General features: G+C 67.9%; 10 protein-coding genes. 2 read left to right on the forward strand and 8 right to left on the reverse strand.

Annotated elements, in window-relative coordinates; all coding sequences use genetic code 11:
* Positions 1 to 73: 73 nt before the first annotated feature.
* From AMS67_RS10585 to AMS67_RS10600, 4 genes are all read right to left on the reverse strand, one after another.
* Positions 74 to 1,903 carry an ABC transporter ATP-binding protein gene (locus AMS67_RS10585; protein WP_053387323.1) on the reverse strand — a complete coding sequence of 610 codons (1,830 nt, stop codon included), beginning with the start codon at positions 1,901 to 1,903 and terminating at the stop codon, positions 74 to 76.
* Positions 1,900 to 3,774 carry an ABC transporter ATP-binding protein gene (locus AMS67_RS10590; RefSeq protein ID WP_082305455.1) on the reverse strand — a complete coding sequence of 625 codons (1,875 nt, stop codon included), beginning with the start codon at positions 3,772 to 3,774 and terminating at the stop codon, positions 1,900 to 1,902. The genes AMS67_RS10585 and AMS67_RS10590 overlap by 4 nt, the downstream gene beginning before the upstream one ends.
* A gap of 306 nt (positions 3,775 to 4,080) precedes the next feature.
* Positions 4,081 to 5,037 (reverse strand): 1,4-dihydroxy-2-naphthoate polyprenyltransferase, encoded by a 957-nt coding sequence (locus AMS67_RS10595; protein ID WP_053387324.1) that lies wholly within the window; start codon positions 5,035 to 5,037, stop codon positions 4,081 to 4,083.
* Positions 5,034 to 6,293 carry an AMP-binding protein gene (locus AMS67_RS10600; RefSeq protein WP_241488051.1) on the reverse strand — a complete coding sequence of 420 codons (1,260 nt, stop codon included), beginning with the start codon at positions 6,291 to 6,293 and terminating at the stop codon, positions 5,034 to 5,036. Before AMS67_RS10600 ends, AMS67_RS10595 begins: the two co-directional genes overlap by 4 nt.
* 375 nt (positions 6,294 to 6,668) lie before the next feature.
* Here AMS67_RS10600 and AMS67_RS10605 point away from each other — a divergent pair, with 375 nt between their 5' ends.
* Positions 6,669 to 7,367 carry a HutD family protein gene (locus AMS67_RS10605; protein WP_053387325.1) on the forward strand — a complete coding sequence of 233 codons (699 nt, stop codon included), beginning with the start codon at positions 6,669 to 6,671 and terminating at the stop codon, positions 7,365 to 7,367.
* Positions 7,368 to 7,393: 26 nt separating this feature from the next.
* Here the strand turns inward: AMS67_RS10605 and AMS67_RS10610 are convergent, their stop codons facing one another.
* Positions 7,394 to 8,308, reverse strand: a complete 915-nt coding sequence (locus AMS67_RS10610) for a 1,4-dihydroxy-2-naphthoyl-CoA synthase (RefSeq protein WP_053387326.1) — start codon at positions 8,306 to 8,308, stop codon at positions 7,394 to 7,396.
* A 167-nt stretch (positions 8,309 to 8,475) separates the two neighbouring features.
* Between AMS67_RS10610 and AMS67_RS10615 the strand changes: the two genes are divergently transcribed.
* Positions 8,476 to 9,474 carry an o-succinylbenzoate synthase gene (locus tag AMS67_RS10615; protein ID WP_053387477.1) on the forward strand — a complete coding sequence of 333 codons (999 nt, stop codon included), beginning with the start codon at positions 8,476 to 8,478 and terminating at the stop codon, positions 9,472 to 9,474.
* Between the two features lie 26 nt (positions 9,475 to 9,500).
* Here the strand turns inward: AMS67_RS10615 and AMS67_RS10620 are convergent, their stop codons facing one another.
* The 3 genes from AMS67_RS10620 to AMS67_RS10630 are packed head-to-tail and all read right to left on the reverse strand — an operon-like array spanning position 9,501 to position 14,972.
* Positions 9,501 to 11,234, reverse strand: a complete 1,734-nt coding sequence (locus AMS67_RS10620; protein ID WP_053387327.1) for an AMP-binding protein — start codon at positions 11,232 to 11,234, stop codon at positions 9,501 to 9,503.
* Positions 11,235 to 11,238: 4 nt separating this feature from the next.
* Positions 11,239 to 14,409, reverse strand: coding sequence for a DUF2207 domain-containing protein (locus tag AMS67_RS10625; protein WP_075201322.1), 3,171 nt, complete (start codon positions 14,407 to 14,409; stop codon positions 11,239 to 11,241).
* Between the two features lie 35 nt (positions 14,410 to 14,444).
* Positions 14,445 to 14,972 (reverse strand): adenine phosphoribosyltransferase, encoded by a 528-nt coding sequence (locus tag AMS67_RS10630; protein WP_053387328.1) that lies wholly within the window; start codon positions 14,970 to 14,972, stop codon positions 14,445 to 14,447.
* Positions 14,973 to 15,028 lie beyond the last annotated feature (56 nt).

Raw genomic sequence — 15,028 nt, forward strand, 5'->3', positions numbered from 1 at the left:
TCTGCGCACCGACTTCCGCAACTGAATCGGCGAGCCCCAACCTGGAGCTCACCGATTCAGCACTCACGAACCGTCAGACCTGCGTCGACTCCCACTCGGCGTAGAGCTTCGCGTAGCGACCACCGAGCTCGACGAGCTCTGCCGGGGAGCCATCCTCGACGACACGACCGTGCTCCATCACGAGGACCCGGTCAGCGATTGCGACCGTCGACAGACGGTGCGCGATGATGATCGCCGTGCGATCGGCCAGCAGACGCTGCAGCGCCTCCTGCACCAGCCGCTCGCTCGGTAGATCGAGTGAGGCGGTCGCCTCGTCGAGAATCAGTACCGTCGGGTCGGCGAGGAAGGCTCGTGCGAACGAGATCAGTTGCCGCTGACCGGCCGACACGCGCCCCCCGCGCTTGTTCACGTCGGTGTCGAAGCCGTCTGGCAGAGCCTCGATGAAGGCTTCAGCGCCGACCGCGCGAGCCGCAGCGCGAATCTCATCTGCCGTCGCATCGGGCTTGCCGAGCGCAATGTTCTCGGCAACCGTTCCGCTGAAGAGATACGCCTCCTGCGTCACCATGACGATCGCACGTCGCAGGTCCGCCGCATCGAGGTCGCGCAAGTCGACCCCGTCGAGCCGCACCGCCCCCGACGTCGGGTCGTAGAAGCGCGCCACGAGCTTCGCGAGCGTCGACTTGCCCGCTCCCGTCGTGCCGACGAGCGCGACCGTCTGACCCGCGGGCAACACCAAATCACAATCGTCGAGCACGGTGCGACCAGCGACCCCGGCCGTGCCGTAGGCGAAGGTGACGTGGTCGAAGCGCAACTCTCCTCGCGCACGCTCGAGTCGAACGGGCGTCGCGGGATCCTGCACCGTCGGTTCTTCTTCGAGCACACCCGACACCTTCTCGAGCGCCGCCGTGGCCGACTGATACGAGTTCAGGAACATCGCGACGTCTTCGAGCGGGCCGAAGAAGTTGCGCACGTACAGCACCGCGGCGATGAGCACGCCGATGGCGAGCTCCCCGCTCGTCACGCGCAGGGCGCCCCAGAGCAGCACGACGGCAATGGTGATGTTGGCGAGCAGGATCAGCCCCGGGTCGAGCGTGCCGAAGAGTCGAATCACTCGCAGGTTCGCGCGCCGGTACTGGTCGGAGACCTCGCCGAAGTCGGCGTCGCCCTTGCGCTCGCGACGGAACGCCTGCACCGCGCGAATGCCCGTCATCGTTTCAACGAACTGCACGATGAGCCGCGCACTCACAACGCGCGTCGAGCGGAAGCCCTTCTGTGATTCCACGACGAACCAGCGCATCAGCAGCGCGAGCGGAATGCCCATGAAGAGCAGCACGAGACCGCTCTTCCAGTCGAGCAGGAAGAGCATCACGAGCGTGAACGTGCCGATGAGCACGGCGTCGACGAGCTCATTCAGGCTGCCATCCATGAGCTCCTGAATCGATTCGAGGTCGCTCGTCTGCCTCGAGATGATGCGGCCCGACGTATACCCCTCATGGAATTCAAGGCTGAGACGCTGCGTGTGACGGAATATGCGCGTGCGCAGCTCGATCATGACCGCCTGCGTCAGGCGTGCGATCAGCACGACGTACCAGCCGACCAGCAACGAACCGATCGCGCCCGTGATGAGGAACGCGAGTGCCACACCCACTGCCGGTACCCAGTCGCCGGCCTGCAGGGCACGCGGAAGCGCCGTATCGATGCCGTAGGCGATGAGCGACGGGCCGATGGCGCGCATCGCCGAAGAAGTGATGACGACGACGGCCGTCAGCAGAATCAGGCGACGCAGGGGGCGCAGGATCGACCCCAGCAGGCGCAACGATCGCCGGCGAATCGCGCGGCTCTCCGCTTTCGTGTAGGTGTCGCGGTCTTCACCGCTCGTGCCGTGCACGCTCTCGGGGCTCATGGTCGCACCTCCTCGGTGCTGGTGGGGTCGGTTTCGGTGCCGGTATCGATACTGGCGATCAGGTGTCGGTAGTGCTCACTCGTGCGCAGCAGTTCGGAGTGCGTACCCACGGCGTCAATGCGCCCGTCGCGCATCACCGCAACGCGGTCGGCAAGCGCCACCGTCGAGGGGCGATGCGCCACGATCAGCGCGGTCGTGTCGGCGAGCACCCGCCGCAGCGCGGCCTCGACGAGGGCCTCGGTATCTACGTCGAGCGCTGAGAGCGGGTCGTCGAGTACGAGCACATCGGGGTCTGCGGCGACCACTCGCGCGAGCGCGAGCCGCTGGCGCTGACCGCCCGACAGACTCAGCCCTTCTTCGCCGACCTCGGTGTCGAGCCCCTGCGGCAAATCGTTCACGAAGCCCGCCTGCGCCACGGCGAGCGCATCGAGCAGCACGCGCTCGGCCTCGGGGCTACCGGGTTCGAGATCGTGGCGGCCGAGCAGCACGTTCTCACGCACGGACGCCGAGAACAGAATCGGCTCTTCGAATGCAACGCCGATGCGCCGACGCAGCTCTTCGAGCCGCAGGTCGCGCACGTCGATACCGTCGAGCTCGACCGCACCCGCCGTCACGTCATACAGACGCGTCGGCAGGGTGGTGATGCTCGTCTTGCCACTGCCGGTCGACCCGACGAGCGCCAGCGTCTCGCCCGGGCGCAGGGCGAGATCGAAGCCATCGACGAGGTCGCGCTCCTCGGGCGCCGCATCGGGATAGCGAAAATGCACATTGCGGAATACGAGCTCGCCACGACCGTGCTCGATGGTCTTCGGATGCTCCGGATCCGTCACCGTCTGCTCGGCGTCGAACACCTCGAACACGCGATCGGTCGCGGTGCGGGTGTCGATGAGGAACGAGAACAGGAAGCCCAGAGACCCCATCGGCCAGCGCAACGCGGCAGCCATCGCGAAGAACGCGACGAGCTCGCCGGTCGTGAGCATGCCGTGGGCAGCGAGCCAGACACCGGTGATGAAACAGGCGCCCATCGCGAGAATCGGCACGAGCTCGTACCAGAACCACAACCCGCCGACCTCGCGCGCCTTGCGCATCTCGGTATCGCGCAGCGTCTCCGCACGGCGCGTGAACTGCGACAGCGCATGCCCGCCGCGACCGAATGCCTTCAGCACGCGAATGCCGTGCACACTCTCTTCGACGGAGGTCGCGAGATCGCCGGTCTGATCCTGACTGCGCCGCGAAAGCACACCATAGACCTGTTCGAACCGGTACCCGACCACCCAGATCGGAATCGAGCAGAGGATGAAGACAACACCGAGCGCCCAGTGCCAGCGGAAGAGCAGGCCCATACCGATGAAGATCGTCAGCAGGTTGACGAGCAGCAGAATCGAGCCGAACGCGAGCCAGCGGCGGATCGAGCTGATGTCTTGCATCATGCGACTCAGCAGCTGGCCCGACTGCCAACGGTCGTGGAACGCGACGGGCAGACGCTGCAGGCGCTCGTAGAACCCTTGGCGCACGGCGTACTCCACCGACGCTGCTGGGGCGAGCACGAGTCGGCGCCGCAAGAACACGAGCAGCGCCTCGGCGACGCCGAGCGCGAGCACGAAGAGCGTCGCCCAGATGATCTGCACGCGATCGCCCGAGTTGATGGGGCCGTCGACCGCCCACTGCAGCACGAGCGGAATGATGAGGCTCGCGACCGCGGCGCCGAGGCCGAGGAAGATGCCGCCGATGAGCTTGGGCAGCGCCGGGCGGGCGAAAGGCAGCAGCCGCGCGAGTGCACGGAGCGTGGAGACGCGGCCGGGTGCGGCCTGCGGAGGAGTGGCCCCGGAGTCTTGGGGTTCTGGATGCTGGGGTGCAGCGGTGTGATTCATGATGCCTGACGGTGTCGGCGTCACCGATGCACGGGGCGCGAAGGCCCGGGTGCGCGGTAGCGCGAAGACGGATGCGGAAGCTGGGGTGGTGCGGCAGTGTGCGATTTGCTCAGCACACGAGCCGCGTCGACCTAATGCCCGGACTTCGGGGTGCCCGGAAAGTACGGCGCCGACGGCTGTTCGATGATCGCCATGGGTCGCTCCTCTCCGGGGTCAGGGTTTCCGTCGATCAGCCTAGCCAGGTTGCGCACCTCGGGGCAAGCAGTTCTTGGGCGGCCGGGTGATCCGGCACCGCGTCACCCGAGGTCAGAACGCGAACGCGATGCCGAGCAGCACGCCGTATGCGAGCGCGGCGAAGCTCGTGAGCTGCAGCACGATGATGAGTTCGCGCGGCGTCTTCGCGGTCAGCGTGATGATGATCGCCGGAATAACGAGTAGCAGCACGAACCACACCAGAATCATGCCCGGCTGGGCGACCGTGTAGAGGGCCGGCACGGCGAACGGCAGCACAACGCACACGACGTACAGAATGCGTGACGCGCGATCGCCGATGCGCACGGAGAGGGTGCGCTTGCCGGCGAGCTTGTCGGTCGGGATGTCGCGGAGGTTGTTCACGACCAGCACCGCGACCGCGAAGAGGCCGACACCCGCGCCGGCCACCCAGGGCTCCTGCACGTCGAGTTCTGTTTGCAGCCACACCGTACCGACGGTGGCCACGAGGCCGAAGAAGATGAAGACGACGAGCTCGCCGAGCCCCGAGTATCCGTAGGGGCGCTTGCCCCCCGTGTAGAACCACGCGGCGACAATCGCAATCGCGCCGAGCGCGAGGAACCACCAGCGCTCGCTGAGGACCACCGCGACGATGCCCGCCACTGCGGCGAGCGCGAAGAAGATCAGGGCGAGGGCGAGCACGCGCTTCGGGTTCACGAGCCCTGAACCCGTCAGCCGGGCCGGGCCAACACGGTAGGCGTCCGTGCCACGGATGCCGTCGGAGTAGTCGTTCGCGTAGTTCACGCCGATTTGCAGGAAGACCGCGACCGCCAGCGCGAGGAGGGCAAGGGTCAGATCGAAGCCGCGCACCATGTACGCGATGCCCGTACCCGCCGCGACCGGCGCAACCGCCAGCGGCAGGGTGCGCAGGCGCGCGCCGCCCACCCAGTTGCGCCAGGTGATGCGCGGCGGGCCACCCGCCGCGGCCTGACGCTTCGCCGCTTCACGGGTCGCCGGGTTGCCCGAACGTCGTCCATTCTTCGCCGCGTTCACGCCTGATCGTCTCCCCGTCGTACTTCAGAGAAGCTCGCCCGCAGGCGGCCCATCCATTGCTTGATCGCCGCGTGATCGGGCTTGCCGCCCGACAGCCGCGGAATCTCTTCCATCTCAGTCGCCCACTCGGGCACCGACGCCGGGCCGAGTGCGCCGCGCAGCGCCTCTTGCACTCGCTCGAAACTCACGCGCGCGTCACGCGGCGCCACAGCCGAATGCTTCGGTCGGCGCGTCGGGTCTGCCGAGCGATCAATCTCGACCACCAGCGACACCCGTTCGCCCCATTCGGGGTGCGGGGCGCTGAGCGCGACCGCGCTCTCCCAGCCCGTCTGATCGCGCACAACGCGCTCCACCTCGTCGAGCGACACGTTCACGCCGCCCGAGATGAAGACCCGGTCGATGCGGCCCGTGACCGTCAGCATGCCGCCCAGCAGCTCGCCCGAGTCACCGGTGCGATACCACCGGACGGGCACCCCGTCGCGGCCCGCCTCCGTGATGAACGCGCGCTCGGTAAGTTCGGGATCGCTGACGTAGCCCAGGGCCAGCGTCGGGCCGGCCAGCTGCACCTCTCCCCCGCGAATGCGCACCCGCGTATCGCCGATCTCGACACCGTCGTACACGCAACCGCCCGCGGTCTCGGTCATGCCGTAGCTGCGCTTCAGGCCGATGCCGAGCGCGTGCGCGCGACTGCGCAGGGCCAGGCTCACGGCTTGCCCGCCGACAAGCACCGCATCGAAACGGCGCAACACGTCGGCGGCCGCGCGATCCGTCTCGATCATGTCGAAGAGCCGTGCGAGCTGCACCGGTACGAGCGACACGTAGCGGCGCTCGGCGTCAAGAGTCTCGGCGCGCTCCAAGAATGCGGCGGGGTCAAAGTGCCCGTCAAAGAACACCGGCTGCGTGCCCGCAAGCTCACTGCGCACCAGCATCTGCAGGCCCGAGATCAGGTGTGGAGGCAACGTGACCAGCCACTGGCCGTGCCCACCGAATCGCTCGGCCGTCGCCTCGGCGCTCGCGCGCAGCGCGTCGGCCGAGAGCGCAACCGCCTTCGGGGTGCCGCTCGACCCAGATGTACGCACGACCACCGCGGTGCCCTCGGGCAGCTCCTGCTGCTGCAGGTGCGCGATCGCGTCAGGATCGGTGCCCGGCGCCACGGGAACGATCGGGGCGCCGCCCGCGAGTGCGTCGGCGAGCCCGGCCATGAGCCAGGCGCGATCTTCAGTCGGGATCGCACGGAGTCCGTGGGGCGCAGTCACCCACTCAGCGTACTCCCGTTCGCTGGGGGCGCGGGGCGGGGTGCGGCGGGGTGCGGCGATGCCGCTGCCGCCCCTTTATGCGATCGGGGTAACTTCGGACCAGTGTCGGGGCGGTGTTGGCCGCCAACACTGGTCCGAAGTTACCCCGATCGTGCGGAGGCGCGAAGTTACGGATACGAGAAGACGCGAAGTCGCCCCTCGCGCCCCTCGCCGCGCGTGGCTCGCTGCAGCGAGGTCACTTTCAGAGGGTGTCGTACGCCGCGCACCCTCCGAAAGTGACCCCGCTGCGTGCGGAAGGTGGGGTGCGGTGGAGAGGTGGAGGGGTGGAGGGGTGAGGGACGATGGAGCGACCGCTGCACGCGCTAGCGTGGGTGCATGAGTGTCGATGCGCGAGTCTCGCCCGAGAGTTGGCTCCTCGAGCAGCCGTTCGAACGACTCACCGCTGCTCCCTGGGCCAATGGCCTGGGGGCGACTACCGAGATCGTCGGCATGAACGGTTCGCGTGCGGTGCGCCCCGAACTCGACGCACCGGCTTGGCGTCTGAGTATCGCGGAGTTGCGGGAACCGGCGGCTTTCTCACCGCTGCCCGAAGTGCACCGCAATTTCATGCCGGTCGGCGGCGATGTCGTACTCGAGGTCGGCGGGGTGCGGCACGAGGTGCCGAGCGGCACCGTGCTGCGGTTCAGCGGTGACGCCGACGTGACCTTGGTGGCGCTCTCAGAGCCTTGCCACGCCGTCAACCTCATGTCGCGGAGCGACGCAGTGTGCCTCTGGGCGTCGAAGGGTGCGCAGCCTGCACCGATCACGGAGTCCGCGCACGTCGCGGCATACCCTGCGGCGCGACTCGACGCGACTGAGGTGGCGGATCCGGCCACCCGCCCGACGCGCTTGCTCGCGGCCGTCGCACTCCCTGATGCCCAGACCGACCCCGGAGCCCGGGCGAACACCGAGCCAGGGACCGATTCCGAAACCCACGCCAGTACCAGCGCCGCGCCCCGTTTCGACCTGTACGTGCCGAGCCTCGGAACGACCGGGGCTCCGCCCTTCCCGGCCGCGGTCGTCGAACTCGCCTGACCTGACGCGTGGCCGCGCCCGGCCGATCAGTAGTGGTACGGGAACGGGCTCCAGTCGGGTTCGCGCTTCTCAAGGAACGAATCGCGCCCTTCGACCGCCTCGTCGGTGCCGTACGCGAGGCGCGTCGTCTCGCCGGCAAACAGCTGCTGCCCCACGATGCCATCGTCGACCGCGTTCATCGCGTACTTGAGCATGCGAATCGCGGTCGGCGACTTGCCGAGAATGGTGCGCGCCCACGCGATGCCGGTGCGCTCGAGCTCGGCGTGCGGCACGACCTCGTTGACCGCACCGATTTCACGCGCTCGGTCGGCCGAGTACTCCTCGGCGAGAAAGAAGATTTCGCGGGCGAACTTCTGCCCGACCTGCTTCGCGAAGTAGGCGCTGCCATACCCGGCATCGAATGAGCCCACGTCGGCGTCGGTCTGCTTGAACTTGGCGTGCTCGCGGCTCGCGATCGTAAGATCGCACACCACGTTGAGCGAGTGCCCGCCACCGGCCGCCCACCCGGGTACCAGTGCGATGACGACCTTCGGCATGAAACGAATCAGCCGCTGCACCTCGAGAATGTGCAGACGACCGGCGCGTGCCGCAGCTTCGGGGCCGACCGCGGTCTCGTCTTCCGAGTACTTGTACCCGTCGCGCCCGCGAATGCGCTGGTCGCCACCCGAGCAGAACGCCCACCCGCCGTCCTTTGGGCTCGGCCCGTTACCGGTGAGCAGTACGACGCCGACCTTCGGGTTGATGCGCGCCCGCTCGAGCGCATCGGCGAGTTCGTCGACCGTACGAGGGCGGAAGGCGTTGCGTACCTCGGGGCGATCGAACGCCACCCGAGCGATGCGACCGTCGAGGCTCAGGTGCGAGGTGATATCGGTGTAGTGCTCGGACCCCGGGGCGAGCTGCCACTCGGCCGCGTCGAAGAGTTCGGATACCTGCTGCGTCATGTCTCTACCCTAGGTGCCACCGCCGATAATGGGGCGGGCGTCGCGGGCGCGATGCGGCGCCTCCGGGTGCCCGTCACTGGCAGAGATGGGAGGATCAACACATGTCCGTTGCCCCCGGCCCCAACGATTCGCCCGATGCAGGGCCTGCCGCCCACCGCACGTCGGCCATCGAGCTGCCGCCACTCGCCGAGGTGCTCGCGACGGCACGCGTCGTGGCGATCCCGACCCGCACCCGGTTTCGCGGCATCAGTGTGCGCGAGGCTGTGGTGTTCGCGGCGCCGCAGGGCGCGAGCGAATTCTCGCCGTTCACCGAGTACGACGATGCGGAGGCGTCGCCATGGCTGGCGGCGGCACTCGACTTCGGTTGGGCCGAGCAGCCCGTCGCTCTGCGCGAGCGCGTCGAGATCAACGCCACGGTGCCGGCCGTTGCTGCGGTCGACGTGCCCGAGATTCTCACGCGCTTTCCGGGGTGCACGACCGCGAAAGTGAAAGTGGCCGAGCGCGGACAGACCCTCGCCGACGACGTCGCCCGGGTGCGTGCCGTGCGCGCGGAACTCGGGCCGAGCGGCCGTGTACGCGTCGACGCGAACGCCGGCTGGTCGGTCGAATCGGCTGTCATCGCGCTCACACAGTTGGCGCAGTTCGATCTCGATTACGCCGAACAGCCCTGCGCCGCAGTGACCGACTTGGTCGCCGTGCGCGCCCGCTTGAGCGAACTCGGCTTCGACGTGCGCATCGCCGCCGATGAGAGCGTGCGCAAAGCCGAAGATCCCCTCGCGGTGGCCCGGGCCGGCGCTGCGGACCTCCTCATCGTCAAGGCGCAGCCGCTCGGAGGCGTGCGACGCGCCCTGTCGATCGTGCGCGAGGCGGGCCTGCCGGTGGTCGTGTCGAGCGCGCTCGACACCTCGGCAGGGATCGCCATGGGGGTGCAACTCGCCGCCGCACTGCCCGAGGGCATGCTCGCTGGAGCGTGCGGCCTCGGCACCGTCGCTCTGCTCGACGGCGACGTGACGCGCACACCGCTCGTGCCGCAGAATGGCGCGATTGCCGTGGGGCGACCGGTGCTTGACGCGTCACTCATCGAGCGGTTCGGTGCGGCTCCGGATCGCGAGGAGTGGTGGCGCGATCGTATCGCCCGCACCTACGCGCTCCTGACTCACGGCTGACGCGCACCACCCCGGCGACGGGCGTTTCAGCCCTTGAGCCCGGGGAAATCCTCTTCGCGCCATTCGCTGTCGATGCGCTCGCTGGCCGCGTGCGCGGCTTCTTCGCGCTGCCGCAGCTCGATGCGACGAATCTTGCCCGACGTCGTCTTCGGCAGCTCGAAGAACTCGACGCGGCGCACGCGCATGTATGGAGGCAGCGCCACTCGCGCGTGAGCGAGGATTTCGCGCGCGGCCTCCGCTGACGCTTCGACACCTGCGGCGAGCGCGACATACGCCTTGGTGACGTTGAGACGCGTGTCATCGGGAGCGCCGACGACGGCGGCCTCGGCCACGAACGCGTGCTCGATGAGCGCGCTCTCAACCTCGAACGGTGAGACCTTGAAATCGCTCGACTTGAAGATGTCATCGGTGCGGCCGACGAAGGTGAGCACGCCGTTCTCCCCGCGCTGAGCGACGTCGCCGGTGTGGAACAGACCGTCGCGTGTCGCTTTCGCAGTCGCCTCGGGGTTGCCGAAGTAGCCCGGCATCAAGTTGACGGGGCGTTGCGGCGCAAGGCGCAGGCAGATCTCGCCCTCTTCGACCTCGGCACCCGTGAGCGGGTCGATGAGCACGGCGTCGACGCCTGGCAGCGGCTGCCCCATCGCACCGGCGACGATCGGGTCGCCCGGCAGGTTGCCGATGAGGGCCGTCGTCTCGGTCTGGCCGTAGCCGTCGCGAATCTCGAGACCCCACCACTCCTGAATACGGGCGATGACTTCAGGGTTGAGCGGCTCGCCGGCGGAGACGATCTCGCGCAGCGCGCGCGGCTTGAGCTCGAGCTTCTTCTGGATGAGCATGCGCCACACGGTGGGCGGTGCGCAGAACGTGTTGACCCCAACCCGGTCGAGCTCGGAGACCAAGAATTCGGCGTCGAATCGCGCGTAGTTCGCCACGAAGATCGTCGCTCCGACGTGCCACGGGCCGAAGAAGCTCGACCAGGCATGCTTCGCCCAACCCGGTGCGCTGATCACGAGGTGAGTGTCGCCGGGTCGCACACCGAGCCACGACAGAGTCGTGAGGTGGCCGACCGGGTAGCTCGTATGCGAGTGGACGACGATCTTGGGCAGGCTCGTGGTGCCCGAGGTGAAGTACAGCAGTGCTGCGTCATCGCTCGTCGTCGACTTCGCGACCGGTGCCACGGAGGCCGCAGACGATTCCTCGTAGCGCTCCCAGTCGTACAGGCTCGCCCGCTGATCGTCGGTCGCGGCGTCGAGCCCGACGCCGATGCCGCGATACTCGCCCGGCACATCGCGGAACTTCACCGCGTCTTCCCCCGCGGCGAAGACCCAGCGCACCGTTCCGCGCGAGACCCGGTCGTCGAGTTCGTGTGCGCCGAGCACGACGGAGGTCGGCAGGATCACGACGCCGATCTTCATGGCGGCGAGCATGATTTCCCAGAGCTCGACGCGGTTGCCGAGCATGAGCATCGCCACATCGCCGCGCTTGGCGCCGATGCGGGTGAGCCAGTTCGCCACCTGGTCGGAACGCTGCTTGAGCTGCGCGAACGAACGCTTCAGCTCGCTGCCGTCCTGCTCCGCGATCCACAGCGCGGTGGTGTCGTTGTCGCGTGCGATGACATCGAAGACGTCATGAGCCCAGTTGAAATTCGGCCCGACATCGGGCCAGGTGAACTCGGTGCGCTGCCGCTGCGGGTCTCCGGCGCTGGCGAGCAGCTGATCCCGTGCGGCGAAGAAGGCGGCCGTGGCATCGATCTCAGTCATTGCTCTATTCTGCTCCCTTGCGCGACTTCGATCGCTCACCGTTCGAAGTTTTCGGCCGCGGTTTCCCGGCGGTCGCAAGCGACCGGCGGGCCACCATCACGATCTCCGTGGCCACCGCGATGAGCATGACCGCGCCGGCCGCCATCGCCCACCCTCCACGCGAGTCGCCACCCGAACTGGGCATCACCGTCCAGCAGAAGATGACGCACTGCGCGAGCGCGAGCAGCGGGATCGCGACGAACGCGATGGTGCGCAGACTCGCGGACGCGGAACGCGTTTCGGGCGCGCGATGCCGACTCCTTCGGCACTGCACAATGACGGCGGAGCTTGCGAGCAGCACCAGTAAGAGCAGCGCGTACACCGTCGCGTAGGGCAGCGCCCGGCCGAGCGCGTACGTCTCAGCCGCGGCGGGAGACGTGTCGGTGAACGTGCCCGCAGGGAAGTCGAACACCGCGCCCAGATCATTCGTAAGCCCAAGGTCGTATCTCGTGAGCGCTCGGTTCACGTCGGGGTCGATGCCCCAGGGACCCGCCGGTGTGTCTTCGAGCCGATCTTCTCGCGTGCGCGACTGCACTTGGTCGGCATCGAAAGTGGCGACGAGTGCCCCGTCGGCGCGCTCCTGCACCGCACCGATGCGCAGGTCGAGCCGGGTGCGCAGCGCGTCGTCGACGGTGTACTGACTCTCGTGCACCCAGGGCGCCGCTACGAGCCCACGTTCAAGCGGAAGCACGTCTTCATCGCGCTCGAAGTCACGATCGGGGTCGGAGCCGATCCACCCGCTCTCACCCATTTCGGGCACCAGCTCGGAAGCCACCGTGACCTGCACTCGGAGCGGACGGATCTGCGCGATGCCCGCGTCGAGATCATCGACATCTCGGTAATAGTCGGTATCGAGGAACGCGTTCCACGCACTCCAGCGCACTTGATCTGCACCGTCATCTCCGGGAACGCGCACGGCGGCACTGTCGAGCGTGTAGGAGATTTCGATCTCGTGATTGCCGTCGAGCACGTCGGAGAACTGTGTAACCATTGCCTCGGTGCGCGTCGCGGGTTGCGATCGCTGCACGTACGGGGCCGCTTCGCCGTCGATCTTCACCGAGTCGAGACGGAAGCCGAGCGACTGGTCGTAGCGTTCGGTCGGCCACTCCTTCGCGAACTGCGGCACGCGCGACCCGTTCCCGTCGAATCGCACGTTCAGGCGTTCGGTGACTCGCACCTGTGCGCTGCCCTCGGCCGTTCGGCTGAGCTCGCCCGCGATCTCGACGCCCGTGACATCGGTGGAGAACGTGCCGGGGAGGTCGTCGGTGTCGGTCACGAATTCGTGTTCGAATGCGAGCGGTGGCGGCAGCGTCGACACCACAACGACCGAACCAGCCAAGACCGCGGCGGCCGCAAGTGTCGCGGTAATCGAGACTCCTGAAATGACGTGCTCATTGCGCCACCCGCGCGCAATATCGCGTCGACCTGATTCCTGCGTTGCAAGCTCACCCACCGCGCGCCCCGCGCGCCGCGCGCTGACGAACGGCAGGGCATATGGGAGCAGCGCGTCGTCGACGGTGCCTCGCTCGAGCAGCCTCGTCGCGCGCGCCCACACGTCGATGCCCTTGAGCTGCTGCACGGCGAGTGCACCCTCTCGGGTCAGGGGGCGCGGGCGATGCACCACACTCACCGCGATGACCGCCAGTACGGTCGATGCGACCACGAAGAGCGCCGGCCACCAGACGATCGCCAGAATCACCTGATGCGACAGCTGGCGCAGCACACCCCACTGCACCAGCGTGAGCGCGATCGGCGCGAACGTAAAGAAGTCGCGCACATAGCTGTCGGGCACCCAGCGCAGCCCGTTTGTGACGGCGGCGTCGGCGGCCCGCCAGCGGACTGCACGCTTGACCACCGACGGCAGGTTGCCCCATCGCCCAGACCGACGCGCGGCGCGCGCGACTGCGGCAAGCCACTCTTCACGACGCTTCGAGGCAGCCGCCGGCGCTTCGCCAAGTGTCCCAACGAGTTCGGCGTGCCGCACGCATCCGCGCAACTGCGCCGCGTGATCCGGAGTCAGCCCGTCAGGGGGTTCGGCCCGCGGCAGATACCAGGGGTCACCGGCACTATCGGCCCACACGACACGCCGGGCCGCACAGGCGAACAGCACGAGCACGGCGAGCAACACGAGCGGCACCAGCGGACCGTACGTTTGCACCCAGTAGAGCGGTGTCGTCGGCGGCTGCACGAATGTACCATCGGCGAAGCTCGCGGAAAGCGTTGCCTCGGCGTTGGGCGGCAGCGCTTGGTCGTTCGTAAAGGAGTACACCGTTGCGCCGTCGTCGGTCACCCGATCGGGCGTCAACCAGGTCGACGCGCTGATGAGCCAGGCGATCGAACCGCGCGGGGCCCGAACAAGTGCGTCGTTGATCTCGGCCGGCAGCGTCAGCGAGACCTCGACGCCCTTCGTGGCTTGCGGCCAGGTCGGCGCGAAGAGCGACCACCGGAAGCGATCGACTACCGCACCCGTCGCCTCATCGACCTCGCTCGTGATGAGATCGTGCAGCTCATACGACAGTGAGATCCGCTCGGTGCCCGCGAACGGCTCACCGTCAGTTCGCGTGATGCGCAGCTCCGTGGTGGTCGATTTCGGGGTGATCTTGACGTCGGCGGCGTCGCCATCGACCGTCGCTCCGGCGACCTCAAGCCGCACGTCGTGCCCCTGAAACTCCGTCACGATGACACGCTCGACGCTCGACTCGGGGCCGTTGCGGAAGTCTGCTTCGTACGACTCGGTGACCCGAGCGGAGAAACCGCCGTCGTCGGTACGACCGATCACGTAGTCGAGCTTTGCGTCGCGCGCGACCCAGTCGACCTCGTCGATATCAGCCGAGTCGATCACATCGTCGAAGCTCATCGGCGGGTTCAGCACCGGACCGAGCATCAAGAAGACGCCCGCACCCATGACAAGCACCCAGAAGAATCGCAGAGCATTGCGCAGCGTCGCATCGCCATTCGCGCGCAGCCGGGCCTCGACCGCGGTGAGCACTCGGGCGAGCCAGCGGAAGAGCGGCGTGTGCTCGGGCTGCGGATCGGGGATGCGCCCCGAGTTGAGCAGATCAGGATCGCTGCCCGCGAGATCGAAGAAGTTGGGAGCGGGAAGCGACGACTCGCTGCGCCTCGTGCGTCGACTCATCTGCCGTTCCTCGCCCTCACCTCCGACATTCGCGTTTAGCTGCGGAACACCGTATGCAGTGCGGGGTCGCCGACAGCTTCGCGGCCGCCGAGACCGTCGATCTCGAACAGCACCGACGTGCCCGCTGCGACGTAGCCGAGACGCTCGATGAGTTCATGTGCCGCCCCGAGCGTGCCGCCCGTCGCGAGCACGTCGTCGATCAGCAGCACGCGAGTGCCGGGAGCAAAGTCGTCGTGCGCCTCGACCTCGGCCGTGCCGTATTCGAGGGCGTACCCCACGCTGGCCGCCGGCCGCGGCAGCTTGCCGGCTTTGCGGATCGGCATGAGGCCGGTCTGGCTCGCGTATGCGGCGGCGCTCGCAAGCAAGAAGCCACGCGCTTCCAGACCGGCGACGACGTCAAAGGTGCCTGTGAACGGCGCGATCAGCGCGTGCACGGTGGCGCGCAGCGCCTCAGCATCGCCGAGCAGCGGCGTGATGTCGCGGAAGAGGATGCCCGGCGACGGGTAATTCGGGATCTCGCGGATCAGTGCTTCCGCGCGGACGAGTTCAGGGGTCTGTGACACGCATTCCAGGGTACCGGGCACTCGCGACACGCGCGGAGACCTTGCGCGAGGCGGCC

Source organism: Leucobacter japonicus (assembly GCF_001273855.1).
In the GTDB taxonomy this organism is placed as follows: Bacteria; Actinomycetota; Actinomycetes; order Actinomycetales; family Microbacteriaceae; genus Leucobacter; species Leucobacter japonicus.